The sequence below is a fragment of the Aldersonia sp. NBC_00410 genome, from assembly GCF_026342035.1.
Taxonomy (GTDB): Bacteria; Actinomycetota; Actinomycetes; order Mycobacteriales; family Mycobacteriaceae; genus Aldersonia.
In genome coordinates, this window is sequence record NZ_JAPENM010000001.1 from 74,856 (window position 1) to 101,822 (window position 26,967).

24 protein-coding genes are annotated in these 26,967 nt (G+C 64.5%); 15 read left to right on the plus strand and 9 right to left on the minus strand.

Annotated elements, in window-relative coordinates:
• Positions 1–179: 179 nt before the first annotated feature.
• On the plus strand, positions 180–611 hold the full coding sequence (locus OG921_RS00280; protein ID WP_266110355.1) for a hypothetical protein: 432 nt from the start codon (positions 180–182) through the stop codon (positions 609–611).
• Between the two features lie 3 nt (positions 612–614).
• Here the strand turns inward: OG921_RS00280 and OG921_RS00285 are convergent, their stop codons facing one another.
• Both OG921_RS00285 and OG921_RS00290 read right to left on the minus strand, forming a co-directional pair.
• Positions 615–2,108, minus strand: a complete 1,494-nt coding sequence (locus tag OG921_RS00285; RefSeq protein WP_266110356.1) for a mannitol dehydrogenase family protein — start codon at positions 2,106–2,108, stop codon at positions 615–617.
• Entirely contained in the window at positions 2,105–3,133 is a 1,029-nt protein-coding gene (locus OG921_RS00290) for an NAD(P)-dependent alcohol dehydrogenase (RefSeq protein ID WP_266110992.1), read from the minus strand. The genes OG921_RS00285 and OG921_RS00290 overlap by 4 nt, the downstream gene beginning before the upstream one ends.
• A gap of 121 nt (positions 3,134–3,254) precedes the next feature.
• Between OG921_RS00290 and OG921_RS00295 the strand changes: the two genes are divergently transcribed.
• The 5 genes from OG921_RS00295 to OG921_RS00315 are packed head-to-tail and all read left to right on the plus strand — an operon-like array spanning position 3,255 to position 8,603.
• Positions 3,255–4,235, plus strand: a complete 981-nt coding sequence (locus OG921_RS00295; RefSeq protein WP_266110357.1) for a sugar-binding transcriptional regulator — start codon at positions 3,255–3,257, stop codon at positions 4,233–4,235.
• 53 nt (positions 4,236–4,288) lie between these two features.
• Complete coding sequence (locus OG921_RS00300; protein ID WP_266110993.1) at positions 4,289–5,611, plus strand: sugar ABC transporter substrate-binding protein; 1,323 nt, start codon at positions 4,289–4,291, stop codon at positions 5,609–5,611.
• A 2-nt stretch (positions 5,612–5,613) separates the two neighbouring features.
• Positions 5,614–6,576 (plus strand): carbohydrate ABC transporter permease, encoded by a 963-nt coding sequence (locus OG921_RS00305; protein ID WP_266110358.1) that lies wholly within the window; start codon positions 5,614–5,616, stop codon positions 6,574–6,576.
• The gene (locus tag OG921_RS00310; protein ID WP_266110359.1) at positions 6,573–7,457 is read left to right on the plus strand and encodes a carbohydrate ABC transporter permease; all 885 of its coding nucleotides are present in this window, start codon (positions 6,573–6,575) and stop codon (positions 7,455–7,457) included. Before OG921_RS00305 ends, OG921_RS00310 begins: the two co-directional genes overlap by 4 nt.
• 36 nt (positions 7,458–7,493) lie before the next feature.
• Positions 7,494–8,603, plus strand: coding sequence for an ABC transporter ATP-binding protein (locus tag OG921_RS00315; RefSeq protein ID WP_266110360.1), 1,110 nt, complete (start codon positions 7,494–7,496; stop codon positions 8,601–8,603).
• Between the two features lie 45 nt (positions 8,604–8,648).
• On the opposite strand, the gene OG921_RS00320 is transcribed toward OG921_RS00315, so the two are convergent.
• The gene (locus OG921_RS00320; RefSeq protein WP_266110361.1) at positions 8,649–10,247 is read right to left on the minus strand and encodes a hypothetical protein; all 1,599 of its coding nucleotides are present in this window, start codon (positions 10,245–10,247) and stop codon (positions 8,649–8,651) included.
• A gap of 105 nt (positions 10,248–10,352) precedes the next feature.
• Between OG921_RS00320 and OG921_RS00325 the strand changes: the two genes are divergently transcribed.
• Complete coding sequence (locus OG921_RS00325) at positions 10,353–10,727, plus strand: VOC family protein (RefSeq protein ID WP_266110362.1); 375 nt, start codon at positions 10,353–10,355, stop codon at positions 10,725–10,727.
• Here OG921_RS00325 and OG921_RS00330 read toward each other — a convergent pair whose 3' ends face one another.
• Both OG921_RS00330 and OG921_RS00335 read right to left on the minus strand, forming a co-directional pair.
• Complete coding sequence (locus tag OG921_RS00330; protein WP_266110363.1) at positions 10,728–10,925, minus strand: hypothetical protein; 198 nt, start codon at positions 10,923–10,925, stop codon at positions 10,728–10,730.
• A gap of 73 nt (positions 10,926–10,998) precedes the next feature.
• Complete coding sequence (locus tag OG921_RS00335; RefSeq protein WP_266110364.1) at positions 10,999–13,137, minus strand: MMPL family transporter; 2,139 nt, start codon at positions 13,135–13,137, stop codon at positions 10,999–11,001.
• Between the two features lie 83 nt (positions 13,138–13,220).
• On the opposite strand from OG921_RS00335, the gene OG921_RS00340 reads away from it, so the two are divergent.
• Complete coding sequence (locus OG921_RS00340) at positions 13,221–13,847, plus strand: TetR/AcrR family transcriptional regulator (RefSeq protein ID WP_266110365.1); 627 nt, start codon at positions 13,221–13,223, stop codon at positions 13,845–13,847.
• Between the two features lie 26 nt (positions 13,848–13,873).
• Here OG921_RS00340 and OG921_RS00345 read toward each other — a convergent pair whose 3' ends face one another.
• Together OG921_RS00345 and OG921_RS00350 are read right to left on the minus strand one after the other, a co-directional pair.
• The gene (locus OG921_RS00345; RefSeq protein ID WP_266110366.1) at positions 13,874–15,064 is read right to left on the minus strand and encodes a hypothetical protein; all 1,191 of its coding nucleotides are present in this window, start codon (positions 15,062–15,064) and stop codon (positions 13,874–13,876) included.
• A 79-nt stretch (positions 15,065–15,143) separates the two neighbouring features.
• Positions 15,144–15,839 (minus strand): AfsR/SARP family transcriptional regulator, encoded by a 696-nt coding sequence (locus OG921_RS00350; RefSeq protein WP_266110367.1) that lies wholly within the window; start codon positions 15,837–15,839, stop codon positions 15,144–15,146.
• Between the two features lie 696 nt (positions 15,840–16,535).
• On the opposite strand from OG921_RS00350, the gene OG921_RS00355 reads away from it, so the two are divergent.
• The 7 genes from OG921_RS00355 to OG921_RS00385 are packed head-to-tail and all read left to right on the plus strand — an operon-like array spanning position 16,536 to position 22,374.
• A complete protein-coding gene (locus OG921_RS00355) occupies positions 16,536–17,705 on the plus strand; it encodes an aminotransferase class I/II-fold pyridoxal phosphate-dependent enzyme (RefSeq protein WP_266110368.1) in 1,170 nt (389 codons plus the stop codon).
• Positions 17,706–17,753: 48 nt separating this feature from the next.
• Positions 17,754–19,457 carry a fatty acyl-AMP ligase gene (locus OG921_RS00360; RefSeq protein ID WP_266110369.1) on the plus strand — a complete coding sequence of 568 codons (1,704 nt, stop codon included), beginning with the start codon at positions 17,754–17,756 and terminating at the stop codon, positions 19,455–19,457.
• Complete coding sequence (locus OG921_RS00365; protein ID WP_266110370.1) at positions 19,457–19,735, plus strand: phosphopantetheine-binding protein; 279 nt, start codon at positions 19,457–19,459, stop codon at positions 19,733–19,735. Before OG921_RS00360 ends, OG921_RS00365 begins: the two co-directional genes overlap by 1 nt.
• Positions 19,725–19,988 carry an acyl carrier protein gene (locus tag OG921_RS00370; protein ID WP_266110371.1) on the plus strand — a complete coding sequence of 88 codons (264 nt, stop codon included), beginning with the start codon at positions 19,725–19,727 and terminating at the stop codon, positions 19,986–19,988. Before OG921_RS00365 ends, OG921_RS00370 begins: the two co-directional genes overlap by 11 nt.
• Positions 19,985–20,869 (plus strand): SDR family oxidoreductase, encoded by an 885-nt coding sequence (locus tag OG921_RS00375; protein ID WP_266110372.1) that lies wholly within the window; start codon positions 19,985–19,987, stop codon positions 20,867–20,869. Before OG921_RS00370 ends, OG921_RS00375 begins: the two co-directional genes overlap by 4 nt.
• A complete protein-coding gene (locus OG921_RS00380; RefSeq protein WP_266110373.1) occupies positions 20,853–22,145 on the plus strand; it encodes a wax ester/triacylglycerol synthase domain-containing protein in 1,293 nt (430 codons plus the stop codon). The genes OG921_RS00375 and OG921_RS00380 overlap by 17 nt, the downstream gene beginning before the upstream one ends.
• Positions 22,146–22,164: 19 nt before the next feature.
• A complete protein-coding gene (locus tag OG921_RS00385; protein ID WP_266110374.1) occupies positions 22,165–22,374 on the plus strand; it encodes an MMPL family transporter in 210 nt (69 codons plus the stop codon).
• 64 nt (positions 22,375–22,438) lie between these two features.
• Here the strand turns inward: OG921_RS00385 and OG921_RS00390 are convergent, their stop codons facing one another.
• Both OG921_RS00390 and OG921_RS00395 read right to left on the minus strand, forming a co-directional pair.
• Positions 22,439–22,852 (minus strand): VOC family protein, encoded by a 414-nt coding sequence (locus tag OG921_RS00390; protein WP_266110375.1) that lies wholly within the window; start codon positions 22,850–22,852, stop codon positions 22,439–22,441.
• 147 nt (positions 22,853–22,999) lie between these two features.
• Positions 23,000–26,953 carry a DNA-directed RNA polymerase subunit beta' gene (locus tag OG921_RS00395; protein ID WP_266110376.1) on the minus strand — a complete coding sequence of 1,318 codons (3,954 nt, stop codon included), beginning with the start codon at positions 26,951–26,953 and terminating at the stop codon, positions 23,000–23,002.
• Positions 26,954–26,967 lie beyond the last annotated feature (14 nt).

A 26,967-nucleotide genomic window follows, 5' to 3' on the forward strand; every position in this document is an offset into this window, starting at 1 on the left:
CGGCGAAGGGAGTTGCCATGAGCAACAGGGCGCACCGAGTGGCTTACCTGGCGCACTGCTGACCTGACCGGACTTCTCGTCCATTGTTGGCGCCGATTCAGGTAGCGAACTACGCGCGCGCCCCGGCCTGTCTGCCGCAACGATTCGAGTAACAGCCCGAATCGAGCGAAGGACAAGGCATGCGAAACAGGACGATCGGAACCGGCATCGGCGCACTGCTGCTCGCCCCGGCCATGTTGTTCACCATGCCCGCGACGGCGAACGCCGCCGTCCCCAGCGAGCCGATCGTGGTGGCCGGTCGCGAACGGGTGAAGTTCACGCTGCTGAACAACACCACAACGTTCCAACACTGCACCGCCGAGATTGTGGGCGGGGACCACGCGGAGACCCCGTTGAACGGATTCAATCCGGGTGACACCTATTCGGTCGTCCTGCCGGCGGCCCCGGGGCCGCGTCAAGCGCGGGTGTTCTGCCTCGCCGGCATCGCGGGTGTCTTTATCTACGACCGGATCCTGCAGGTGGAACCGGCGAACCCCGTGCTCGACGCGGTCGACGCAGTCCTCGGGGGCGTGGGCAGCAGCGCACTCACCACCGATCCGACGCTGCGCTGAGTCTCAGCCTTTTGCCAGCGCCTGCACCGTCGCCCGTGCGCCTGAGTTGTGTAGCGACTCGAGCGCCCACAGATAGGCGGTGACGAACCGAGGTTCGTCGACCAGATCGCCGAATACCTTGCGGTTGGCGATGAATGCCGTCGGATCCTCGCGTTGGCGGCGTGCGATCGGCACCAGCGTTTCGCGCAGCGGGTCAACGACGTCGATCGGCTCACCCTGCTCGTCGGTACCTTCGGTGTATCGCGCCCAGCTCGCTACTACTGCTGCGGCACATTCAATTTCACCATCGTGAGCGAGTTGGTTGCGCACCACGGGCAGCAACCATTTCGGGATTCGGTCGGACGACTCCGCGCACAGCCGGGCCACGGTGTCGCGGATCGCGGGATTCGAGAACCGCTCGAGCAGTGTGCGTTCGTAGGCGGCAAGGTCGACCCCCGGCACCGGCAACAGCGTCGGTTGACCCTCCCGAGTCATGTAGCGGGTGAGGAACTGCGCGAAGGCGGGGTCCTGCGCCACCTCGTGCACGAGCCGGTACCCGGCGAGATAGCCGAAGTAGCACATCGCCTGATGGCTGGCATTGAGTAGCCGCAGCTTCATCAATTCGTATGGCTCGACATCGTCGACGACCTGGACATCGACCTTCTCCAGGGGTGGCCGCCCGGCGGTGAAGCGATCTTCGAGGACCCATTGGGTGAACGGCTCGGTGGCGACCGGCCAGGAGTCTTCGATCGAATACCGTTGCCGCACCTGCTCGCCGGTGTCCGGCGTGGTGGCAGGCGTGATCCGGTCGACCATCGAGTTCGGGAAGGCAACCTCGCGCTCGATCCAATCGCCGAGTTCGGCATCACGCAGCCGGGCAAACGCGGTAAACGTGTCTCGCGCGACGTGCCCGTTGCTCTGAATATTGTCACACGACATCACCGTGAACGGCGTGCCACCGCGAGCCCGGCGGCGGGCAAGCGCTTCGACCACCAGACCGAACGTCGTCGACGGGATCGCGCCGGGCGCGAGGTCGGCCACGATGGCCGGATTCTGTGCATCGAACTCGCCTGTGGCAGCGTCGAAGTTGTAGCCGCCCTCCGTGATCGTGAGGGAGACGATTCGAGTCTGCTCGTTCGCCATCTTCTCGATGACCGCCTCCGGATCGTCGGGGGCGTAGAGATATTCGACGATCGAGCCGATCACGCGGGTGCGCCAGGTACCGTCGGCCGCGGTCTCGGACAACGTGTAGAGGCAGTCCTGCGCGCGCATGACATCGCGCATGCGCGCGTCGCCCGGGAGCACACCGACTCCGCAGATACCCCACTCGAAAGCCTCGCCACGCTCGAGCAGTCGGTCGAGATACATCGCCTGATGCGCCCGGTGAAACCCGCCGACCCCGAAATGCACGATCCCGGTACTGATCAGCGCGCGGTCGTAGCTCGGGATCGACACCGCACCGTCGAGTCCGGCGAGCGTCGTGCTGTTCAGCCCAACCGGCTGCTGCGCTGTCGTCATTGTTCGCGCTCCTCTGCACTCGTCCGACGCAGGTCCACGACGGCCTTGATGTTTCCGGGCACCCTGTCGGCCTCCAGTGCGCTTGCCACCTCGTCGAGGTCGAACCGCCGGGTGACCATCGCGTCGAGGTCGACCGCGCCGGAGGCCGCAAGGCGGATCGCGAGCGGCCAGGTGTGGGCGTAGCGAAACACCCCCGTCAGCACGAGTTCCCGGTTCTGCACCAGCGACACCGGGAGCGGAAGTTCGTCGACGCCCATGCCGACCAGCACGACCCGGCCGGCCGGGCGCAGCGCGTGGATGCCATCGACGATCGCGGACGCCGCGCCGGAGGCGTCGATGAACGCATCCACGCAAAGCTCGCGCACCGGATGCGCCGCGGGATCGACCACTGCACTGGCACCGTAGCGCGCGGCGCGGTCGCGGCGCTCCGAATCGGGGTCGGAGACCACGATCCGGGTGGCGCCGTGCGCCTTTGCGACCGCGGCGGTAAGCAGCCCGACCGGTCCTGCGCCGGTAACCAGCACCTCCGAACCCGGTGCGATGTCGGCCTTGCGGACCGCCGCAATCGCGACGGAGAGAGGTTCGAGCAGCGCGGCGGCGTCATCGCTGACCTCGTCCGGGACGGCATGGGCGAACGCCGACCCGATAGTGACGTACTCGCAGAACGCCCCGTCGACGGGTGGCGTTCCGTAGAAGCGCATGTGCGGGCACAGGTTGTAGTGGCCGCTGCGCGTCTGGGCGGTGGCTGGGTCCGGATGCTGCGGTTCGATCGAGACCCGCTCGCCGATCCTGGCCCGCGAGACCTCCGGCCCCACCGCGACGATGCGACCGGAGGCCTCGTGCCCGAGGACCAACGGGGCCCGCAGCACGTGCTCGCCGATCCGGCCGTGCCGGTAGTAGTGCGTGTCGGATCCACAGACGCCGACTACACCCACCGCGACCAGCACTTCATCGCGCACCGGTACCGGAACCGGCCGGTTTCGAACTTCGATCCGGCCCGGTTCGACGAGCACGCTCGCGCGCATATTTTCCGGAATCGGGGGAACTTCAGGTGTTGTGTAGGTCACATTCTTGATGATAGCGTCTGTGAGCAGTTGTTCAAGTCATGAGCATTTGCTCACCGAGGTTGCTTCGAGAAGGAGCGCCATGCCGACAGACCCGACCCGACCCGCGGTGTCCAGCGACGTCCGTCTCGCGCTGCGGGCCGCGACGCTTTATCACCTCGAGGGCGCCACCCAGGCGGAGATCGCCACCAAACTCGGTGTCTCCCGTCCCACCGCCGGGCGACTCATCGCCCGTGCCCGGGCGCAGGGGCTGGTCCGCATCGAGATCAGCGTCCCGGACGACGTGGACGTGCACACCGATATCGAGCGCGACCTCGAACGCATCTTCGGCCTGACCGAGGCCGTCGTGGTCGGCGCCGTCCCGGACGGATCCGACTCGGGTTACCGCGAACTCGGCGTTGCGGCCGCGAATCTGCTGTCGCGCCGTCTGCACCCCGACGACACACTCGGCTTCACCTGGGGCCCGGAAACCGTTGCCGTCGCACAGGCCCTGCGTCCGGGGACCGCGCGGTGCGCCACCGTGGTGCAACTCGACGGCTCGATGACTTCGCTGGACTATCAAACCGGCGTGGACTACACCCTCGGCCGCTGCGCGGAGCAGCTTGGCGCCAAACCGGTTCGGCTGCATGCGCCCCTTTACGCCGATCCGGCGACGGTAACTGCACTGGAGCGAGACTCGTTGCTGGGCAAGGCGATCACCACTGGACGCAACGCCGATCTGATGATGTTCGGCGTTGGCCCCGTCTCCACATCGACGACCCTGTTCGAGGGCGGCTATCTCGATGACGCGATGCTCGACGAGCTGAATTCGCTCGATGCGGTCGGCGAGGTCGGCGGCCGGTTCTATCGGCGCGACGGCACCGACGTCGACGGTTCGTTGCTCGCGCGTGCGATATCGGTGCCGCTCGACGACGTTCGGAGTTGCGCAGCAACGGTTCTCGTCTGCGGTGGACAACTCAAGCACGAAGCGATGCTGGGCGCGCTCAACGGCCGACTGGCGAAGGAATTGGTCACCGACATCGAAACAGCGCGGTGGTTGCTCGAACAGAAGGAGGAGCAATGAGGCCGGGTAAGAGATTGGCCGCAGGGCCATTTGGAAAGCTCGCCGTCGTGACGATGGCGGCGATTACCGCGCTGACGGTCGGAGGCTGCGCGGGCGCCGGGTCGTTCGGCAGCGGCGGTGAGGACACGGTGACGATCGCGATCGTGTCGAACTCGCAGATGCAGGATGCGATCAGCCTGTCGGACAAGTTCGAGGCCGAGAACCCGGGTATCAAGCTGAAGTTCGTCTCCCTGTCGGAGAACGAGGCGCGTGCCAAGATCACCGCTTCGGTCGCGACCGGTGGCGGCGAGTTCGACGTGGTGATGATCAGCAACTTCGAGACCCCGCAGTGGGCCGAGAATGGTTGGCTGGTCAACCTTTCCGACTACGCCCGGGAGACACCGAACTACGACGAGCAGGACTTCATTCCGTCGCTGCGAAAGTCCTTGTCCTACGACGGCGATTTGTATTCGGTGCCGTTCTACGGCGAGTCGTCGTTCCTGATGTATCGCAAGGATCTGTTCGAGCAGGCCGGCCTCACCATGCCGGCACAGCCCACCTGGGAGGAAGTGGCCGGATTCGCCGCCAAGCTCGATGATCCCGACGCGGACATGTCCGGCATCTGTCTGCGCGGCAAGCCCGGCTGGGGCGAGGTGCTCGCGCCGCTCGACACCGTGATCAACGCCTTCGGCGGTCGCTGGTTCGACGAGAACTGGAACGCCCAGCTCGACAGTCCCGAGGTACGCCGTGCCGTGCAGTTCTACGTCGACACGGTCCGTGAGCACGGCGAACCAGGCGCGGCCACCAGTGGATTCAGTGAATGTGCCACGCAGCTCGCCCAGGGCAACACGGCGATGTGGTACGACGCCACCTCCGCAGTGTCGGTGCTCGAGGATCCCGCCGAGAGCACGGTGGTCGGCAAGATCGGCTACGCGCCGGCACCGGCGATGGCGAAGGCGGACAACGGCTGGCTCTACTCCTGGTCGCTCGCCATCCCGAAGACCAGCCAGAACCCGGATGCGGCATGGAAGTTCGTCTCCTGGATGACCAGCAAGGACTACATCCGGACGGTCGGCGAGGAACTCGGCTGGTCGCGCGTGCCGCCGGGCAGTCGGCTCTCCACCTACGAGATCCCCGAATACAAGGAAGCTTCGGCTGCCTTCGGCCCACCGACGCTTGCCGCGATGGCGGCCGCAGATCCGGAAAAGCCTACGGTTCAGCCGGTTCCGTACACGGGGATTCAGTTCCTGACCATTCCGGAGTTTCAGGATCTCGGCACCCGGGTGAGCCAGCAGATCAGTTCCGCCGTGGCAGGGCGGACCAGCGTCGACGACGCGCTCAAACAGGCCCAGAAGTACGCCGAAGTGGTCGGCAAAACCTACCAGGAGGAGCAGTAGTCATGACCGCCACTGCACCCACGGCCCCCGCCTCCGCGGCGCCGACCAAGGTGACCACGCTGCACTCCAAGCGTGACACCATCACCCGCGCCGAAGGCTGGCGCCGACGCGGCCCACTGCTACCCGCACTGATCTTCATGATCGTGGTCACGCAGATCCCGTTCCTGTTCACCCTGTACTACTCAACCCAGTCGTGGAACCTGGTGCGGCCCGGCTCGCGACACTTCGTCGGGTTGCAGAACTACGCCGACGTGTTCGCCGACCGCCAGTTCTGGCAGGTCACCATCAACACCATCGTCCTGATTGTCGGCACGGTGATCATCTCGGTATTCCTCGGCCTGCTGCTCGCGTTGCTGCTCGACCGCAAGTTCCTGGGTCGTGGCATCGTGCGCACCCTGCTGATCACCCCGTTTCTGGTGACACCCGTTGCCGCGGCATTGATCTGGAAAACCACCATGCTCGATCCGGTCTACGGCCTGGTCAACTGGGCACTGAGCCCGTTCGGTGTGGGCCAGGTCGACTGGGTGAGCAAGTTCCCCCTCCCCGCGGTGATGGCCGACCTGGTATGGCAGTGGACGCCATTCATGATGCTGCTGATTCTCGCCGGCCTGCAGTCGATGCCGCGCGACATCCTCGAAGCCGGCCGCGTGGACGGGGCCGGTGCGTTCAAACTGTTTCGCGAACTCACGTTGCCGCATCTGCGCCGATTCATCGAACTCGGCGCCGTGCTCGGTGCGATCTACCTGGTCAACACCTTCGACGCGGTGTACATGATGACCCAGGGCGGACCCGGCGTGGCCAGCGCCAACCTGCCGTTCTACATCTACCAACGCGCCTTCCTCGGCTTCGACATCGGCCAGGCCGCGGCCATGGGCGTGATCGTCGTCATCGGCACCATGGTCGTCGCCTCGTTCGCGCTGCGACTGATCTTCAAGAGCTTCACCGGAAAGGAGGAGGCGGCATGAGTACAACGACGGCCACCGAGGCGACCAGATCCGATGCCGGCCCGGCCAAGGCAGGTGACATCAAGTCACGCCGCTGGAAGACCGACTCGCTGTGGGGCTTGCTCGCCTGGATCATCGGCATCGCGTTCTTCTTCCCGGTCCTGTGGATGGTGCTGACCTCGTTCAAACAAGAGGCCGACGCCTACACCGACCCGCCGAAACTGTTCTTCACTCCGACGCTGGACCAGTACCGATCGGTCCTCGACAGTGGGATCGGGACGGCGCTGATGAACTCGCTGTTCGCGACTGCGGTGTCCACGATTTTCGTGCTGGCCCTGGGTGTTCCGGCGGCGTTCGCGCTGTCACTGCGCCCGGTCCGCAAGACCCAGGACGCCTTGTTCTTCTTCATCAGCACCAAAATGCTGCCACTGGTGGCGGCGATAATCCCGCTCTACGTCATCGTCGGCGACATCGGCATGCTGGACAACATCTGGACGCTCGTCATCCTTTACACCTCGATGAGCCTGCCCATCGCAGTCTGGATGATGCGCTCGTTCTTCCTCGAAGTGCCCAGCGAACTTCTCGAGGCCGCGAGCATGGACGGCGCGAGCCTGTGGACCTCGGTCCGCGAGGTGATCCTGCCGCTGGTCTCCCCTGGCATCGCCGCGACCGCGCTGATCTGCGTCATCTTCTCCTGGAACGAATTCTTCTTCGCGGTCAACCTGACTGCCGTTCAGGCACAGACACTGCCGGTGTTCCTGGTCGGCTTCATCACCGGGCAGGGCCTCTACTGGGCCGAGCTATCCGCCGCCGCGGTACTCACCGCCCTACCCGTCATCCTCGCCGGCTGGTTCGCGCAGAACAAACTCGTGCGCGGCCTGTCCTTCGGCGCCATCAAATAGACCGTCCCGAATAGACTCTCCGAGGAGCACATCATCATGGCCGCAATCTCGTACAAAAACGCCTCGTGCGTCTACCCCGGCGCCGACACCCTCGCCGTCGATTCCCTCAACCTCGACATCGCCGACGGTGAGTTCGTCGTCCTGGTCGGACCATCCGGCTCCGGAAAGTCCACGGCCCTGCGCATGCTCGCCGGTCTCGAGGAGATCGACGACGGACACATCCTGATCGACGGCAAGGACATGGTCGGTGTCTCGTCCAAGGACCGCGACATCGCGATGGTGTTCCAGAACTACGCGCTGTACCCGAACAAGACCGTCGGAGAGAACATGGGATTCGCGCTGAAAATGCGCGGCGTGCCCACCGACGAGCGCAAACGCAAGGTCGAGGAAGCCGCGAAACTGCTCGACCTCACCGACTACCTCGACCGCAAACCCGCCAAACTGTCCGGCGGACAGCGTCAACGCGTCGCCATGGGCCGCGCCATCGTGCGCGAACCGCGGGTGTTCTGCATGGACGAACCGCTGTCCAACCTCGACGCCAAACTCCGCGTGCAGACCCGAACCCAGATCGCCGCGCTGCAAAGGAGATTGGGCACCACCACCGTCTACGTCACCCACGACCAGGTCGAGGCCATGACCATGGGCGACCGGGTCGCAGTACTGCGGTTCGGCAAACTCCAGCAGTTCGCCTCCCCCACCGACCTCTACGACCGGCCCGCCAACGCGTTCGTCGCCGGGTTCATCGGCTCCCCCGCGATGAACCTGTTCACCACCCGAGTGGTCGCCGATGGTCTGGATGTCGCCCGCAGCACATTGCGGCTGCCGCGCGAGACCCTCGCCGCGCTGTCGTCACGCAACCTGGACACCGTCACCGTCGGGATCCGCCCCGAGGAAATCCAACTCGGCGCCGACGACGGCTTCGACGTGACGGTGGAACTCGTCGAGGAACTCGGCAGCGAGGCCTACGTCTACACACGCAACACCGGCGAACCACTGCGAGGGCTCGACGGCGAACCGATGGACTTCTGCGCGCGTACCCAGGGACGGATGCCCGCCCGGCTTGCCGACACGGTCAAACTGAAGGTGAAGCCGGAGGGACGAATCCACCTGTTCGATCCGACCTCGGGCGAACGCATAGTGCACTGACGGCGAATCCAGCGCCCGATCAACACGGGGGGGTTGGATACGCGGTCAACCGTTGGCGAATTCGGCGAGCCCGGTCGAAACCCGTTCGGGCATGCCGTCGTTCTGGCGGGCGGATGCGGTCAACACGTCGATGTGGTTGTAACCGGCCAGGGTCAGCAGTACATCGCCGGGGCGTACGTCGGGAGTGGCGCCGAGTCCGTCGGCGGCCTGTGCGGTGAAGACGCGATGGCGCACAATTCCGTCCGGATGCAGCAGGTGGGCGGCGATGTCCGAGTCGCCGGCCGCGGACATGTCGACCGGCAGCCGGCTCGGGAAGTACCACTCGGTGAAGTCGAGCGGCTGCTCGCACAGGTTGCGGGCCAACTGCCCGATCGCGGTGACCTCGCGGCTCGGATCGCTGAACGCAGTGGTCGGCACCGCGTCGTAGTCGTCCCAGCCGTACACCGCCGCCGGATCGGCGGGCGCGACGAGCGCCGGGTTCGGCTGCGGAAAAGACTTGGGCCGCACCGGTCCCCGGGGAAATCCCACACTGGCTTGGATGAATCCGAACGGCATCGAGTTGTCGTCCATGATCATGCCGAGCACCGCATTGTTGGTCGCATGCAGTGCCCGTACATCGGGCATGCCGGTGATGAATCCCGCGTAGTCGGCCGACAGGAGCGTCCGCAGGGTGAGGTCGATGTTCGGATTGTGTGGCAGCCGGGCGACGATGTCGTCGACGCCGCCGGGATCGAGGCGCGCGGCCAGCCCCGTCATCGCCAGCATGTTCGTGGTCTCCGGGTTGATCACTGCCGGAAGCCGGAGCACCGGCGAGAGTGCGGCAACCGCGTCCGCGGAGCCACTTGGCAGGCTCACCTCGGTCGGCAGGTCTGGTCCGGGCGAGCCCGGCGCGATCACCGTGTCGAGCGCGAAGTACCCGGCGCATTGGGCGAATCCGGCGTCGTCGGTGGTCGCCGGGTTCGCATCGAAATCCCACTCCGCGAAATAGCCGGTGATCGAACCGCCGAGCGAGTGGCCGCCGCAGAGAACCTTGTCGCGGCGAGTCGCGGGATCGGGCAACTCGTGACGCAGCAGGTCGTACTGGTCGCGCAGCGTCTGCGCGAGGCCGATGTCGGCGAGCCAGGCGGTCTGCGCGCCGTCGGCGTACCCGGCGAAGCTCTTCCCGTCGACGGGTGCGCCGTGAAAGTAGTAGTCGGTGGCTACGTCGAGATCGCCCGCGGCCAGACCCGCCGCGGTTCCGGTGTGGTCCTCGAGGCAGTTCGAGCGGCGGTCCAGCGCCCAGAACTCGATCTGCCTGCCCTGTGCCGCGGCCGCCGAAACCGTGTTGCGTGCAACGCTTTCGAACGCACCCGCGCCTTCGAAAATGCCGGGCTGCGCGATCAGGATGCGGTCGGCGTCCGCCGCGAGGTCGGGCCCGTTCGCCGCCCGGAATCGCAGATACGACAACCGGTCGCATGCGGCGGGGTGCGGCTGCACGGCGGCCGGCAGCGGCGCGGGTATCGAGACGACGGTCTCGACGACGTCGGTGATCGGGGAGCTCGACTCGACCGGAGTTTCGGCTCTACCCGGCTGCGCGGACGCGAGCGCGGGCGGAAGGGCGATGCCGGCACTGAACGCGCAGGTGACGACGAAAACCCGAGGCACCCACGTGTGTCGCCGAAAGATTCGCACGACCCATTTTCAACGAGGACCGGAGATGTCCGCAATAGGGTCGAGACTGTTGATTACCGACAAAGAGAGGGGATCACGATGGACTGGACACTCGAACTCGTCATTCTTCCGGTGACCGACGTCGACAAGGCCAAGGACTTCTACACCTCGATCGGCTTCAACGCCGACCACGACCACACGGTCAGCGAAGATCTGCGTTTCGTTCAGCTGACCCCGCCGGGCTCGAATTGCTCGATTGCAATCGGGAAGAACGTCACGGACGCGGAACCGGGCTCGGTGAAGGGCCTGACGATCTGCGTCTCGGACCTCGACGTGGCCCGCAAGACCCTCCTGGACGCGGGCGTAGATGCCAGTGAGGTCGACATCCAGGCCTGGGGGCACTTCGTCTACTTCGCCGATCCGGACGGCAATCAGTGGTCGCTGCAGTATCTGCCGTACCGCTACGGCAAGTAGTCAGCGGGTGATCTTGTAACCGACGAATGCGACGAGCAGGACCGCGGCGAGCAGCGCCCAGCCGAAGCCGGCCAAGAACCAAATCAGCGCGAAGCCGACCAGGGCGGGTACGCCGAGCACGCCCACCATCACCGGGCTCTCCTTGACCGTCTCCAGCGCGGCGCCGGCGGTCTGCTTGTCGAGCTTCTTGCCTGCCATGGTGATACCTCTTCGTGCTGCCGGTGTCGGATGTGTCCGGTTGCCACCAGGCTACCCGTGCGGCACTGCCCCGCTATTCGACCGGTGTGAGCTCCTTGCGCCGAGATCGCAGTGGATTCCACCAGTTTGCGGCGCCCATCAGTGTGACCAACGCCGGCACCAGCAGCATCCGGATGATCGTCGCATCGATGGCGATCGCGATCGCCATACCGAGGCCGGCAATTTTCATCAGGTTTACGGCCGAGAGCGCCGCCGCGCCGGTGACGATCAGCAGTAACAACGCCGCCGAGGTGATCACCCGTCCAGTGCTGGAGAGGCCGATCCGGACGGCACCGGGCGTGTCGGCACCGCTATCGTGTGCCTCGACCATTCGCGACATGAGGAAGACCTCGTAGTCGGTGGAGAGCCCGAACACGACCGCAACAATCATGATGATCGCGGCGGCAGGCAACGGACCGCCGGTGATACCGAGGAACTCGGCCCGCGCGCTGTTCTGAAACAACCAGGTCAGAATCCCGAAAGTGGCTGCAAGAGAAAGGAATGCCATCAGCACGGCCTTGATCGGCAACACCACCGATCGGAACGCAAGGAACATCAGCACCAGCGTGGCCGTAACCATGACGAGCACCATCAGCGGGAAGCCGTGCAGAATCGCGTCGGTGCTGTCGGCCTCGAGTGCGTTCTCACCACCTACGAGAACCGTGACATCGTCGGGGAAATCCAATGTTCGGATCGCCGCGATCGCGTCCGCGGAGCCGATAGAGAAGTCGCTGCTGGTCAGCGTCGCACGCAGGACCGTGAAGTCCGGTCCGGCCACGATCTGATCGACGGAACTCACGTCCTCGAGCGACCGCATGGACTCGGTAACCGCGTTCACGTCGGCCGGATTCGCCGGACTCCCACCATCACCCCGAACGATCACCACCGCCCCGTTGCCGGCGTCCGGGAACTGGTCAGTGACCAGGGTCTGCGCCTCGCGCGCCGGGTTGCCGACAGGCAGCCCCGACACATCCAGACTGCCGAGTTTCAATCCGAATGCGGGTGCGGCCAGCACCGCGAGCACGCCGACCACGACGAGAGCAATCGTCCATGGTCGCGCAATCACGAAGTCCGCGAGCCGGGTCCACAGCACCTTCGACCGCTCCTCGGCACGCGTGACCGACACCCGGCGCCAAGACCACGCATCGACGCGGCCGCCCAGCAGGGCGAGTACCGCAGGAACCGCGGTGACCGAAACCAGCGCCGCCAGGGCCACGGCGATCATCGCGCCGTAGCCGAGTGAACGCAGCATCGGAATCGGGTAGACCATCATCCCCGCGAACCCGCAGACCAAAAGCAGCGCCGAGAAGGCAATGGTGCGGCCCGCGGTGACCAGCGCGCGCTGAGCCGCCGCGATCGGATCGAGCCCACTGCGTGTTTCCTCACGGAATCGGGTGACCAGAAACAGCCCATAGTCGATGGCGATTCCCAGCCCAAGGATCGACGCCATGTTCACCGCGAAGGCACTGACGTCGGTCGCGTACGACAGCGCGCGTAGCGCACCCAACGACCCGAAGACCGCCAATCCCCCTACCGCGAGCGGGATCAGAGCGGCGACAACACCACCGAACACGAACACCAGTAGCACCAGCGTGATTGGGATAGCGACCGCTTCCGCACGGACCAGATCGTGCTCGGACTGCTCGTTGTAGGCCACCGTTGTCGCGTTCCAGCCGGCGAAGGCGGTCTGGACTCCAGCCACCTGCGCGGCGTCGACAACAGCGGGATAGTCGGCCAGCCGTTCGCTTTCATCACCGGCCAGGGTGAGTATCGCAAGCGCCTTCGTATGGTCCGCCGAAACCAACGAATCGGCGACAACCGGCATCGACGTCCAGTACGACTCGGGCGACTTGGTCAATGAGTCGCGGTCGATCGAACCGAGGCTTTCGCGGACCTGCGGGCCTATGTCGTCGACGGTCTGGCCATCGGGCGCCGTGTAGATGACGACCACGTCAGCGGCCTGCCGGCCGAACGCATCTCCGATCAGGCGTTCCACCTCTGCCGAATCGCTGTTCGGGTCGGCATACCCAGCGAGATTGAGCCGATCGAAGACACCGAGGCCCCACAGTCCGGACAGCAGCAACAGCGAAACCACTATCCACACCACTGCTCGTCGAAACCGCAGGATCCACTCGGCATACCGGATCATTGCCCGCCCCCGTTCGGTCCGCACGGCCCGCCTGCCGCAAACGATATGAGAGTAAACGTCACACTGCAAGTGACTATCACGATTTGTCGGCCGCTATCCTTAGCCCCGTGAGCGAGCGACCGACCGAACCATTCGGACTGCGGAGCCAACTCCGTGTCGCCGCGATGCGGGAGGTGCAGAAGGCCGCCCTCGACCTGTTCGACAGCGAGGGATACGGCAACGTCACCATCGAACGGATCGCCGGCGTCGCCGGCGTATCGCCAAGCTCGATCTACCGCTATTTCGGAACCAAAGAGATGCTGGTCGTTTGGGACGACTACGAAACACACGCCATCGATATGGTTCGCGAAGCATGCCGCCACGCCGCCGGACTCGAGGAACTGATCGGCACGGCGAAACTCGCAGCGCCACTGCTCAGTGCGGCAATACTGTCCGGCGACGAGAGCTTCATCAAGCGCCGAATGAAGCTCATCAACGCGGAGGACGAGATCCGTGCCGGCCACCTTCGCGTGATCCAACGGCTCGAAGGCCGACTGCGCGAGCCGATAGCCGAATGCCTGCATCTCGATCCGTTCGGGCTGACAATCCGGCTCATAGTCGCGCAAGTGATATGGAGTTTCGTCGCCGCTCTCGACTGCTGGGTCGACGGCAGCTTCGCAGAACCGTTGCAGGACCTGCTGACCGAGGCTCTGGACAGAGTCCTGACCGGGATATCCGCCCAGCTCGATAGTTAGCGCACACTTTTGCGAACTGCCGCCGGTCACGCCGTGAGGTCGACGAGCAGAGTCGCGACGCTTTTCGTCGAGGCACCGTCGGTCCAACGCACGCTCTCCGCGCCCGGTGCGATACGTGCCGAAGGAAATGCCAACACAAACGCCCGCGTCGCCAGGGCCAACTGGTCGAGCGCGAAGCCGTCACCCGGACAGCGATGCTTTCCGAACCCGAATCCCAACCCGTTCAATGCTTCCGAGTGCCAACGCCGCTCGTCGCCGAGCACACACGCACCCGCGTCCGCCAGTCCAGCGACGACCAGGTCGCCGTGGTCGAGTGAAGTGCTCCCGAGCACTGCCTCACCCAGCACGCGGCGGGGGAAGCTCACCGTGGTCACCGGAACGGCATGCGTCAAGGCACGTACAACTGTCTCTCCGGCGACCGGGTCGAGCATCGCACGCGCGAGTACGCCCGACGACAACACGGCATAGAGCACGATCGAAAGTTGCCCGGCCACGGTATGGAAGCCCGCGGTGAGCAGCGCGAGAATTAGCTCGAGCACCTCGCGCCGCGAAAGATCCTGATTTGCAGCAAGATCCACAATCATTCCCGGGCGCAGCCGCTTTCGCTCGACGGTCAACATTTCGATGGTGAAGTCGACAAGTCGTGCGATACGCGCCGCAGCCTGTTCAGGCGGCACCGAGTCCAGATCGAAGAAGACGTCGGCGCAATCGAGGATGTCCGCCATCCTGTCCTCCGGCACGCCCAGGAGGTCGGCCAAGTCGATCATTGGGAGTACCGAGGTAAAGTTCGATACTAGGTCGACGGATCCGCCACTTCCGAAACCGCGCAGCCGATCGATCGATTCCTCGACTCGCTTGGCCACATTCGGTTTCCACGCAGCGGCGTTACGTTTGGACAGCCAGACCGACAACACACGCTTCAACTGTGTATGGCGTGACCCATCGATGCTCATGATGGACGATGCGGAAATTGTCGGATTCGCCTTGAGCGCCGGGCTTTGCGCCCCCGCCGCTGCGCTGCGGCTCACCGCATCGTCGGACAACGCCTGCCGGCATACCTGTGGGCCGCGTGCCAGCCAATACTCCGCGCCGGTCGACGCCCTCCGCAGGACCGGGTCGTCCTCGGCGAAGTCTGCACAATACTGCGGCAGCTCGAGTTCCCCGATGCAGCGGATAATCATCGATGTCGGGATGTCGCCTTGATCGATATTCTTCACATCGCACTCCGCTCGTCGTCGATTCTGCGTGGGCGGCGCCCGCGGTGATCCTGCGTCAGAATTCGGCACCGGGCCCGGCCTATCCCCCTGAACCAGAAAGAATTTCGCGAAACACATCATTGATTTGCGACGAAGGCTCGACGCCGAGTTCGACGCGCAAGATTCGGCACGCCCGGCGGTAGGCCGAAATCGCTTCGTCCCGACGGCCTGCCCGTCCCAGCGCGAGAATCAATTGAACATGCAGTGATTCGCGCAATGGATACTGCTCGATCAACCCGCTCGCGAGCCGAACGGCGCCGCGATGGTCACCTGTGCGTATCAGACCTTCGGTTAAGAGATGCCACACTTCCTCCTCGTCCTGCTCTGTGCGTGCCACGAACGAGGCGATGATTGGACCATCACCCCGAACGTCTCCCAGCGGACGACCCCTGATCAGGTCAGCTGCGTCGCGGAGTATCGCTACCGAACCGCGTGTATCGCCTTGTGCCAGCAGTAGACGTCCGGTCGTGAGTCTCGAATGAAGCAGATCCACATCGAATACATCGGACTGTCGCGGCTCGAACGCGTAGCCGCCGGGACGGGTAATGATACGCGCTGCGGCCGAGTCATCGTAATTTGCAGCAGCATTCGCCGAAATGCAGCGTCGCAGACCCGATATGTACACCTGGACCCCCGCACCAGCCCGTCGCGGCGGGGCGATCGACCAAATCTCCTCGATGAGCTGGTCGGGCGACACGACATGTCCTCGCCGAATCATCAAGACAGCCAATGTCATTCGAACCTTTGCCGGCGTGATGACGCATTCTCGTTCGCCCTGCTGCACGCGAATAGGGCCCAGCAATCCAAACCACAATGTCTCCCCCGTTGTCGCATTGATCGCGCCGGACAGAGTGTCCCCCAAGGGCAGTCTTACACGAAGGCAATCCCTCAGCAACTGCGCGTAGTGATCGAAAACACCACGGTGCCACCGAAGTTCTCATCAAACTGACTGTCACTTTCACCGCGACAGATACTGTCGAGCAATCGTTACCAACCGCGAGTTCGACGCGCCCCGACCCGCGAAGCAATGGGCACAAGTGCTGCTCGGCTCGCCACCAGAGGCTTTAGCGATCCTTAAGCGGTTCGTCGTAGCGTTGCGACATCCCTTCGATGGACTGCAATTTCGGCCCATCGCTCGATCAGGCGAACAATCGGACCGGCACTTGCGCGGCAGTGTCCGCACGCTCGACTCGCCGGCGGACACGACGCAGTGGCCGTTCGAATCACTGCGATTCCACTCCGGCTCGAACCGTGGCAATTCCCCACCTGGTTCGTTGCCACGCGGTCCGACTTCGAAGCCGTCCACGCTGCCGACGACGACGAAAGGTGCTCAGTGTCAAAAAATGTCCTGAACTCCCGATTTGCGAACGATCGCCGACTCGCAGTGCTGCAGGAGGTCAAGGCGGCCGGTGCGCTTCCCTTCTTTCGACGCATGGACAGTGCAGTTGGCCCAATATCGATTCTCGAAGGCCGACCCCGAATCATGCTGGGATCGAACAACTATCTAGGCTTGGGAAATCACCCCGCGATCACCGAAGGCGCCCGGAATGCGCTATGCGCGATGGGCGGTTCGACAACCGGCACGCCTCCGCTCAACGGCACAACTTCGCTGGTTCTCACTCTCGAGGAGGAACTTGCCGATTGGCACGAGACCGAGGATGCACTCGTGTTCACCAGCGGTTACCAGGCCAACCTCGGAACCGTCGCCGCGCTGCTAGGGGCGGGTGACACCGCCATCCTCGACGTGGAGGCGCACGCATCACTGCACGATGGCGCGCGGCTGTCCGGTGCCGGTATTCGGACATTTCCGCACAACGACGTCGCTGCACTACGCCGGCAACTCGAGCGGGTCAGCGGACGCCGCGGTCTCGCACTTGTGGTAATCGACGGTCTCTACTCGATGCGCGGCGACCTCGCCCCGATCGATCGAATTGCCGCCCTTACCAAAGAGTTCGGCTTTCCCCTGATGGTCGATGAAGCGCACAGCATCGGTGTGATGGGCGCGCGAAGGACGGGCGCGGTCGAACTCTTCGGGGCGGAATCGGATGTCGAGATCCGGATGGGAGCGTTGTCGAAGGGAATGGGCTCGACCGGCGGCTTCATCGCGGGTCGACGTACCCTCACCGACGCCCTCCGTCTGCATGCGCGGGCGCTATTATTCAGCACTTCGGCCGCCCCTGCCGCACTAGGTTCATCGCTGGCGGCGGTGCGGTTGGTCAGGTCCCCGGAAGGCGCCGAGCTCGCCTCGGCTGCCAACGCCAATGCCGTCCGACTGCGCAACCTATTACTCGACGCCGGTATCGATGTGGGCGGAATATCGAAACTCCCGACCGGGGAAGTCGTCGTCGCACCCAACCTGTCGATTGTCATCGGTGATGACGTTCGCACGATCCGGGCGTGGCGGTACGCCTTCGAAAACGGCGTCTTTTGCGCTGCCGCGTTGCAGCCCGCCGTTGCATCGGACGGCGGTCTACTCCGGCTCAGTGTTATGGCCACGCATACCGAGAGTCAACTCCAGCAAGCTGCCGAGATCGTCGCCGATGCGGTGCAAAACCACGGAATATCCCGTGCCACCGAGCGATCCGAGCAAACGGTCGCGTGAGGTAGCCAGAACCTTTTTCACCTGTTACTTCGACCGAAAGGGCAATTGATGTCTCTGTTCATGGACCGTCTCTTGGAGACGGGGAAGACGAGCGACTTCGGCCTGCACACCGGCGACCCCGCCGCGATGCAACGAATCGGTTGGCGCGAAATCCTCGAGACTTCACGACGATTCGCCGGCGGGCTCGCCGCACAAGGCGTCGATCATGGCGACTCGGTCGCGATCCTCGCGGGCGAGGCCGCCGATATCGCCCCCGTGATCCAAAGTGTTTGGCTGCGTGGCGCAAGTTTCACGATGCTGCATCAACCGACACCGCGAGCCGATCTCGCGGCATGGGCGGCCGCGACGGTCGAGTTGCTTTCCATGATCGACGCCCGAGTAGTGGTCGTGGGCAGCCCCTTTACGGGGATCGAGTCACTACTCCGTTCGCGCGGCTTCGTCACCACTACTGTGGAGCAGCTCCGCGCGCACACAGAATCCAGCGGAATCGTTGAGTCGGACGAAACCGACACGGCGATACTCCAGTTGACGTCCGGTACCACCGGCGTGCCGAAGGCCGTCGTCATCACCCACGCAAATCTGCATCACAACGAAGTCGCGATGCTGGCCTCGTCCGCGGGCGGTCCAAGTGATACCACTGTGAGCTGGCTACCGCTGTTCCACGACATGGGCATGATCGGCTTTCTGGTCCAACCGATGCTGCACGGCGCCGAGGCGGTGTGTGTGAGTCCGACTGCCTTCCTGCGCTCGCCGCTGGTGTGGCCCGAACTCATCACGCGCTACCGGGGGACCATGACTGCGGCTCCGAACTTTGCGTACTCGATTCTCGCCCGACGACTGCAGAACGCGCCGGACGGGGCATACGATCTGACGTCCTTGCGATTCGCGCTCAACGGCGCGGAGCCACTCGACATCGACACAATCGAGGCATTTCTCTCGGCAGGAGCGCGATTCGGGCTACGCCGCTCCGCGATGGTCGCCGCATATGGGATGGCCGAATCGACCCTGGCCGTGTCCTTCAGTGCGCTCGACACACCGATCGTCGTTGACCGGGTCAATCGCCGCGCACTCGAGGTCGAGGAGGTGGCGCGGCAGGCTGAGCCGGAGGCCGATGCCTGCCGACTGATCATGCTGGGTGCCCCGATGCCAGGACTCGATGTGCGCGTTGTCGATTCGAGCGGAATCGGACAGCCGGCCCGCGCGATTGGCGAGATCGAGATTCGCGGCGGGGCTGTGACAAAGCAGTATCTCACGACCGAGGGAATCTCCGAGGCTGCCGGTCCCGACGGCTGGCTGCCGACCGGCGATCTCGGCTATCTCACCGACGACGGTCAGATCGTGGTCTCGGGAAGAAAGAAGGATGTCATCATCGTCGCCGGCCGAAACATCGCCCCAATGGACATTGAGCGCGCCGCGCTTCGGGTCCGCGGCGTGCGACCGGGCAACGCCGCCGCGGTTCGGCTGGTTCGGGCCGAACGGCGTGAGGAATTCGCCGTGCTTGTCGAATCGGTCGACGGACTCGATGAGGACGAGATCGGCAGAATCCGGCACGAGGTTTCGCGCGCGATCTACGCCGACCTCGGCGTAACGCCGCAACAGGTCCTCGTGTTGCCTCGAGGCGCCCTCCCGAAGACTCCCTCCGGAAAGATCAAACGATCGTCGGCTTCCCGCCTGATTCCCGAGTCCCGTTCGCATGGCACTGACTCCGCGCCCGTCCGCGGAGTCGTATCCGTCGGCGAAGGCAGGTCCTAATGACCGACCTCGATAGCTGCGCACCTGCCGTCCTCGAGATCGTGCGCAGCGACCTCGCCATACCGTGCACCGAAACCGAGTTGGACGCGGAATTGCTGGCAGACCTCGGCTTCGACTCGATTGCCTTCGCCATCGGGCGGGTCGCCATCCATGAGCGTCTGGGCGTGTTGTTGACCGAGGAACAAGTCCATGGCTGCCGGACGGTGCGCGACATCGTCGACATTGTCGATGGCTCCATCGGAGTCGCGAAACTTGCGGAGGAAAGCCATGGAGCGTGATGGAATCGAAACAGACGTGATCGAACTGGTCATCTCATTGGCCCCGGATCGCCATGGCACCTCAACCGCGGCATCGTCACTCGTCGACGACCTCGGATACGACTCGGCACGACTGATCGAGTTGACCGCGGTTCTCGAGCAGTACTTCGGTTGTTCGCTCATCGACACGCAGCGGGACGATCCGCCGGCAACCGTCGGGGACGTCGCAGATCTCGTCAGCGACTCCATTGCACAACAACGGAATTCGGCATGACTGGCCGAAGTTTGGTGTTCGGCGGCGACGATCACTGGCGAGATCGCCACGTGGTGGTCACTGGCGGCTCGCGAGGAATAGGCCGGGCGATTTGTGGCGAACTTGCGACACGCGGCGCTCGCGTGTCGATGATCGCGCGCAACTCCCTTCAGCTTGCTGCTGCGGCGCGAGAATGCGGCGCACGCTGGTCGTCGGCCGACGTAACCGACGAAGAAGGCCTGCAGAATGCGGTGCGCTCGTTGACCGAACGGGCCGGCCCCTGCGATGTACTCATCTCCTGCGCCGGGCTTGGAATCCCCGGCATGGTTGGCGATCTCAGCAGCGATGACATTCGAATTCAGTTGCACACCAACTATCTCGGCGCCGTCAATGCCGCCCGTGCGGTGTTACCAACGATGGTGGCACAGGGGCACGGGCGCATCGTTCTCACCAGTTCTACCGCGGGCCTTGTGAGCGTCATCGGGTTCGCCGGGTATTGCCCGACGAAGGCCGCGGTCCGCATGTTCGCTCTCGCACTCGACCAGGAACTCGTCGGTACCGGCGTCCGGATATCGACGGTCTATCCACCCGACACCGACACCCCCGGTCTAGCCGTCGAGAATCTTCGCAAACCAGCTGTTACCCAAGCCGTCTCCGGGACCATCCGGGTCCGGTCGGCCGCGGAGGTCGCTCGGAGGACGATCCGCGGAATCGAACGCGACCGACGGAACATCACCATGGATCCACTCACCACTGTGCTGGTCCGCTGGGCCAACGGTCCCGATTTCGCCGCACGGCTGGTCACCCGCAGAACCATCGCGCGGCACCGGCAACTCGACAACCTCACCGGCACGGTCGAATCAGCAGAAGGAGCAGCAAATCCCTATGCCCGAACTCTTTGATCATGCCGATCCCCACCATCCGATGACGGATCTCGACATGCAGTTCTTGCGGCTGGAACGCCGTGCGCAGCCCATGCATTGGGCAATAACCTTCGAACTCGACGAACATGCGGACCACCTTTCGCTCGGTGAGCTCCGGACGCGGGTACGGGAAAGGTCCGCTGCGTCACATCGCTTCGACATCCTTGTCCCGGACCGCGGCTGGCGCCGTCCGGTGCCATCCACGATGGCGGCCGACAGCGACGTCGACCAAGTCGAGGCTGTGCTCGTCGATGATCACGCGGCGCTGCAGGTATTGCTCGGACGCATGCTGTCGCGCCAACTCGACCGGACCAGGCCGCTATGGCGGGTCACGCTTGTCACCGTGGAGGAAACGGGGCGGCAGTACATCGTGCTGCGTGGACACCACAGCATGGCGGATGCAATCTCCGCAGGGGGATTCGCCTGGCTGTTCGCGGACAGCGATGTCAATTCGTCACAGTTCTCCCGCTTTTTGGACAGCTCGCACTACGAGGTCCCACCGATCGGCGTTCGCGCTACCGCACGCTCGCTCACAGGCCTCGGGCGGAGCTGGCGGGAAGGCGCGGCATCCGGGCGACTGCCGAAGGTTTCGCGCACCGGCGAGCGTCGTGCACGCATCATCAAGATACCGACTGTGCAGTTTCGCGCGTGCGCCCGCGCGCATTCGGCATCGCTCATGGAGTTACTCTGCGCATCGGTAGGCGCAGCGCTGAGCCGGAACCAGTTCGATCCGAAGCATCCGGTATCGCTATTCCGGACGACGATTCCGGTCACGCTCGATCCGGAACTCCGCCATGTGGGGAATGCGGTGTCGATGGCGATGCTGAACATCCGCGGCGACGAGCCCGACCTTGCGAAGCAATTCGTACACGTTCGCACACAACTGGAATCGGCAAAACGGGACCGAACCGAGCTAGCCACCTACCAGCTGAGCCGGACACCGCGCTTGCCGTGGCCGGTGGAGCGGTTCCTCACACGCGGATACTTCGCCGCCCTGAGGCCCGACATCGATGTCACTCTCAGTCCGGCATTCAGCAACACCTCCTCGGCGTTGGGCCGCAAGGTATCGGCCGTGTACCCGCTCGGCCCGCTCATGGGCTACCCATTGGCGATCAATGCACTGGTTCTCGGCGACACCGTCGCCGTGGGAATCACCGCGGACGCAACGAGCCTGCACGGATATGAACAGGTCATCGGTACGGCGATACTAGATCTGATCATGGCACCAGCCGACATCGTGGCCGCTATCCGATAGGTGGACCAGCGTCACCAGCTTGACCGCGGACCTCGCCGCGCTCTTCGACTTTCAGGTCAGCACGTCCTTGCAGTCGATTCTGGTGGTGGTACTTTTCGGCGTCGGCACGGACTACATCGTCTTCCTGCTGTTCCGCTATCGCGAACGACTGCGGCACAGTGGCGACGATCAGAACGTCACGGAGTCGTTGGCCTTCTCGACTGCCGTCGTCGGTTCCACAACGGCTTGACGCCTCGAGCTGCGGCGCGAGTCGCCATCGCCAACGCGACTCCTGAGCCCCGGCCGGGATCGGATCATTTCGGTGCGGTCAGCTCCAGCGCGATGTTGTCCGGGTCGCGGAACTCGAGGATATAGGCCGGTCCGATGTCCTTGATCGGCTCGTGTGCGATGCCGAATTCCTCGAGGTGCCCAGCCGCCGAATCCAATTCGTCCTTGCTGTCGAGCCGGAACGCGACGTGGTCGAGTCCTGTCCGATCCTCGTCGAAGCGGTCGTCGGCGACGGGCCGCAACCCGATCAGTGCGCCGCCGATGTTGTAGATCACGCCGCCGAATAGAAATCCGAGTTGCTCGCGAAGTGCGTCATCGGCGCCTTCAGGCATCTCGACGAGGACCGGCCAGCCGAACACGCCCTCATAGAACCGCCGTGAGCGCTCGATATCGGTGACGGTAAGTCGAACGTGCGCGATGGACGTGGTGTTGATCGTCATGCAATCCATGCTGCCAGGCTCGAGAACTCTGGCCACGTATCGCCGGTCGGGATCTCGGCAGTGCCGGTTCGAAGGACACCCAAACCGGGCAGAAGCGACAGCGGCCCCGCACTCGAAACGAGTGCGGGGCCGCTGTGGTCTTGCAGACTACCGGTAGTCGCTGAATCCGTAGTCGTCCAACGGAACCGCAGCACCGGTGCCCTGGCCGAAGCCTTCCGGGCTGTAGTACTGGTCGTCGTAGGACGGCACGGCGTACGCCGCGGCGCGCGCCTCCTCGGTCGGCTGAACCTGGATGTTGCGGTACCGGTTGATGCCGGTACCGGCCGGGATCAGCTTGCCGATGATGACGTTTTCCTTCAGACCGATCAGCTTGTCCGAGCGGCAGTTGATCGCCGCGTCGGTCAGCACGCGAGTGGTCTCCTGGAACGACGCCGCCGACAGCCACGAATCGGTGGCCAGCGATGCCTTGGTGATACCCATGAGCACCGGACGACCCGCTGCCGGCTCGCCGCCCTCGGCGACGACCCGACGGTTCGCAGCCTCGAACTCGGCACGCTCGGTGAGCGAACCGGGCAGGAACTCCGTCGAACCCGAATCGATGATGGTCACGCGACGCAGCATCTGGCGCACGATCACCTCGATGTGCTTGTCGTGGATCGACACACCCTGGCTCCGGTACACCTCCTGGACCTCCTTGACCAGGTGGATCTGCACCTGGCGGGGACCCATGACGCGCAGCACCTCGTGCGGCGAAGCCGAGCCCTCCAGCAGCTGCTGGCCGACCTCGACGTGGTCGCCGTCCGCGAGCACGCGCTCGCTGGCGTCGTCGTGCTTGAACACACGCAGACGCTGACGCTTCGACAGCTTGTCGTAGACGACTTCCTCGCCACCGTCATCCGGGATGATGGTGATCTTGTAGAACCGGTCGTCGTCCTCGATGCGCACGCGGCCACTGACCTCGGCGATCGGGGCGAGGCCCTTCGGCACACGCGCCTCGAACAGTTCCTGGACACGCGGCAGACCGCCGGTGATGTCCTCACCCGCGACACCACCCTGGTGGAAGGTACGCATGGTCAGCTGCGTACCCGGCTCACCGATGGACTGCGCGGCGACGATACCGACCGCCTCGCCGATATCGACGAGCTTGCCGGTGGCCATCGACCGGCCGTAGCAGGTCGCGCAGACGCCGGTGCCGGTGGTGCAGGTCAACACCGAGCGGACCTTCACCTCGGTGATCCCGGCAGCGAGCAGCGCCTCGATCGCCGGATCGCCCAGGTCGGCGCCCGCCTCGACGATGACGTTGCCGTTCTCGTCGACCGCGTTGGCGGCCAGCGTGCGGGCATACGTCGAGGTCTCGACATGCGCGTCGCGCACCAGCGTGCCGTCGGACAGCCGCTCCGCGATCGTGGTGTTGATGCCACGCTCGGTGCCGCAGTCGTGCTCGCGCACGATGACGTCCTGCGACACGTCGACCAGACGACGGGTCAGGTAGCCCGAGTCGGCGGTACGAAGCGCGGTGTCGGCCAGACCCTTACGGGCACCGTGGGTGTTGATGAAGTACTCCAGCACGGTCAGGCCCTCCTTGAAGGAGGACTTGATCGGACGCGGGATGAACTCACCCTTCGGGTTCGTCACCAGGCCCTTCATGCCGGCGAGCGAGCGGACCTGGGTCATGTTGCCCGCCGCACCGGACTTCACGATCATCGGGATCGGGTTGTCGTCGGGGAAGTGCGACTCCATGGCCCGGCCGACCTCGTCGGTGGCCTCCGACCAGATCTTGACCAGCGCACTGTTGCGCTCGGTACGGTTGAGCGCACCACGCTGGTACTTCTTCTCGATCTGATCGGCCTGCGCCTCGTAGCGCTCCATGATCTCGGGCTTCTCCGGCGGAACCAGAACGTCCGAAATCGACACCGTCACACCGGAACGCGTGGCCCAGTAGAAGCCGGCGTCCTTGAGCTTGTCGACGGTCTGCGCGACCACGATCATCGGGTAGCGCTCGGCGAGATCGTTGATGATCGTCGCCTGCCGCTTCTTCGGCATCTGCTCGTTGATGAACGCGTAGTCCGCGGGCAGCAACTCGTTGAACAGCACGCGCCCCAGGGTGGTGTGCGTGGTCCACGCGTCACCGCGGGTCCAGCCCTCGGGGAACAGCGCCGCCTCCACGTCGGCGGGCGGACGCTGCTGCGTCAGCCGCACCTTGATGGCGGCGCGAACCGAAAGCACCCCGAGATCGACGGCCATGATCGCCTCGGCCGGCGAGGAGTACACGCCTTGCTCGGCCGTGTTCTTCGTCGCGGACCTGTACTCGCCGATCGCGCCGTCCTCACGGCGGGTCAGGTGGTACAGACCGGTCACCATATCCAGACGCGGCATGGCGAGCGGACGACCGGACGCCGGCGACAGGATGTTGTTCGAGGACAGCATCAGGATGCGTGCCTCGGCCTGCGCCTCCGCGGACAGCGGCAGGTGCACGGCCATCTGGTCACCGTCGAAGTCGGCGTTGAACGCCTCACAGACGAGCGGATGCAGCTGGATCGCCTTGCCCTCGACGAGCTGCGGCTCGAAGGCCTGGATGCCGAGGCGGTGCAGCGTCGGTGCGCGGTTGAGCAGCACCGGATGCTCGGCGATGACCTCTTCGAGCACGTCCCACACCTGCGGGCGCTGCCGCTCGACCATCCGCTTGGCGGACTTGATGTTCTGCGCATGGTTCAGGTCGACCAGACGCTTCATCACGAACGGCTTGAACAGCTCGAGCGCCATCAGCTTGGGCAGACCGCACTGGTGCAACTTGAGCTGCGGGCCGACGACGATGACCGAACGGCCGGAGTAGTCGACACGCTTGCCGAGCAGGTTCTGGCGGAACCGGCCCTGCTTGCCCTTGAGCAGATCCGACAGCGACTTGAGCGGACGGTTGCCCGGTCCGGTGACCGGACGGCCACGCCGGCCGTTGTCGAAGAGCGCGTCCACGGACTCCTGCAGCATCCGCTTCTCGTTGTTGACGATGATCTCGGGCGCGCCGAGATCGATCAGTCGCTTGAGGCGGTTGTTGCGGTTGATCACGCGGCGGTACAGGTCGTTCAGGTCGGAGGTAGCGAAGCGGCCACCGTCGAGCTGAACCATCGGGCGCAGCTCCGGCGGGATCACCGGAACGGCGTCGAGAACCATGCCCATCGGCGAGTTGCCCGACATCTGGAACGCCGCGACGACCTTGAGTCGCTTGAGCGCACGCAGCTTCTTCTGGCCCTTGCCGCTGCGGATGGTCTCGCGCAGGTTCTCGGCTTCAGCCGGGATGTCGAAGGTCTCGATGAGCTTCTGGATCGACTCGGCACCCATGCCACCGGTGAAGTACTCGCCGTAGCGGTCGACGAGCTCCCGGTAGATCATCTCGTCCGGGACCAGATCCTTCGGGGACAGCTTGGTGAAGGTGGTCCAGATCTCGTCGAGCCGGTCGAGTTCGCGCTGTGCCCGGTCACGGAGCTGACGCATCTCGCGCTCGCCGCCGTCGCGCACCTTGCGGCGCACATCGGACTTGGCACCCTCCGCCTCCAGCTCGGCCAGGTCGGCTTCCAGCTTCTGCTGGCGGGCGGCGAGATCGGCGTCGCGCTGATCGGCGAGCGCCTTCTTCTCGACCACCATCTCGGCCTCGAGCGTGGACAGCTCGTTGTGCCGCATGTCCTTGTCGACCGAGGTGATCACGTAGGACGCGAAGTAGATGATCTTCTCGAGATCCTTCGGCGCCAGGTCGAGCAGGTAGCCAAGGCGCGACGGGACGCCCTTGAAGTACCAGATGTGTGTAACCGGCGCAGCCAGCTCGATGTGGCCCATCCGCTCACGACGCACCTTGGCGCGAGTCACCTCGACGCCGCAGCGCTCACAGATGATGCCCTTGAACCGGACACGCTTGTACTTGCCGCAGTAGCACTCCCAGTCCCGGGTGGGACCGAAGATCTTCTCGCAGAACAAGCCATCCTTCTCCGGCTTGAGCGTGCGGTAGTTGATGGTCTCCGGCTTCTTGACCTCGCCAAAGGACCAACGGCGGATGTCCTCCGCGGTGGCCAGGCCGATTCGGAGTTCATCGAAGAAGTTGACGTCTAACACGTAACTTCCTTTCC

Excerpts from the sequence above, each read along its gene's own strand:
- OG921_RS00390 (WP_266110375.1), bottom strand. The coding sequence starts at position 22,852 with ATGACGATCAACACCACGTCCATCGCGCACGTTCGACTTACCGTCACC.
- OG921_RS00310 (WP_266110359.1), top strand. The coding sequence starts at position 6,573 with ATGAGTACAACGACGGCCACCGAGGCGACCAGATCCGATGCCGGCCCG.
- OG921_RS00300 (WP_266110993.1), top strand. The coding sequence starts at position 4,289 with ATGGCGGCGATTACCGCGCTGACGGTCGGAGGCTGCGCGGGCGCCGGG.
- OG921_RS00360 (WP_266110369.1), top strand. The coding sequence starts at position 17,754 with ATGTCTCTGTTCATGGACCGTCTCTTGGAGACGGGGAAGACGAGCGAC.
- OG921_RS00350 (WP_266110367.1), bottom strand. The coding sequence starts at position 15,839 with ATGACATTGGCTGTCTTGATGATTCGGCGAGGACATGTCGTGTCGCCC.
- OG921_RS00290 (WP_266110992.1), bottom strand. The coding sequence starts at position 3,133 with ATGCGCGCGAGCGTGCTCGTCGAACCGGGCCGGATCGAAGTTCGAAAC.
- OG921_RS00330 (WP_266110363.1), bottom strand. The coding sequence starts at position 10,925 with ATGGCAGGCAAGAAGCTCGACAAGCAGACCGCCGGCGCCGCGCTGGAG.
- OG921_RS00370 (WP_266110371.1), top strand. The coding sequence starts at position 19,725 with ATGGAGCGTGATGGAATCGAAACAGACGTGATCGAACTGGTCATCTCA.
- OG921_RS00305 (WP_266110358.1), top strand. The coding sequence starts at position 5,614 with ATGACCGCCACTGCACCCACGGCCCCCGCCTCCGCGGCGCCGACCAAG.
- OG921_RS00280 (WP_266110355.1), top strand. The coding sequence starts at position 180 with ATGCGAAACAGGACGATCGGAACCGGCATCGGCGCACTGCTGCTCGCC.
- OG921_RS00325 (WP_266110362.1), top strand. The coding sequence starts at position 10,353 with ATGGACTGGACACTCGAACTCGTCATTCTTCCGGTGACCGACGTCGAC.
- OG921_RS00365 (WP_266110370.1), top strand. The coding sequence starts at position 19,457 with ATGACCGACCTCGATAGCTGCGCACCTGCCGTCCTCGAGATCGTGCGC.
- OG921_RS00355 (WP_266110368.1), top strand. The coding sequence starts at position 16,536 with ATGGACAGTGCAGTTGGCCCAATATCGATTCTCGAAGGCCGACCCCGA.
- OG921_RS00380 (WP_266110373.1), top strand. The coding sequence starts at position 20,853 with ATGCCCGAACTCTTTGATCATGCCGATCCCCACCATCCGATGACGGAT.
- OG921_RS00295 (WP_266110357.1), top strand. The coding sequence starts at position 3,255 with ATGCCGACAGACCCGACCCGACCCGCGGTGTCCAGCGACGTCCGTCTC.
- OG921_RS00375 (WP_266110372.1), top strand. The coding sequence starts at position 19,985 with ATGACTGGCCGAAGTTTGGTGTTCGGCGGCGACGATCACTGGCGAGAT.
- OG921_RS00315 (WP_266110360.1), top strand. The coding sequence starts at position 7,494 with ATGGCCGCAATCTCGTACAAAAACGCCTCGTGCGTCTACCCCGGCGCC.
- OG921_RS00285 (WP_266110356.1), bottom strand. The coding sequence starts at position 2,108 with ATGACGACAGCGCAGCAGCCGGTTGGGCTGAACAGCACGACGCTCGCC.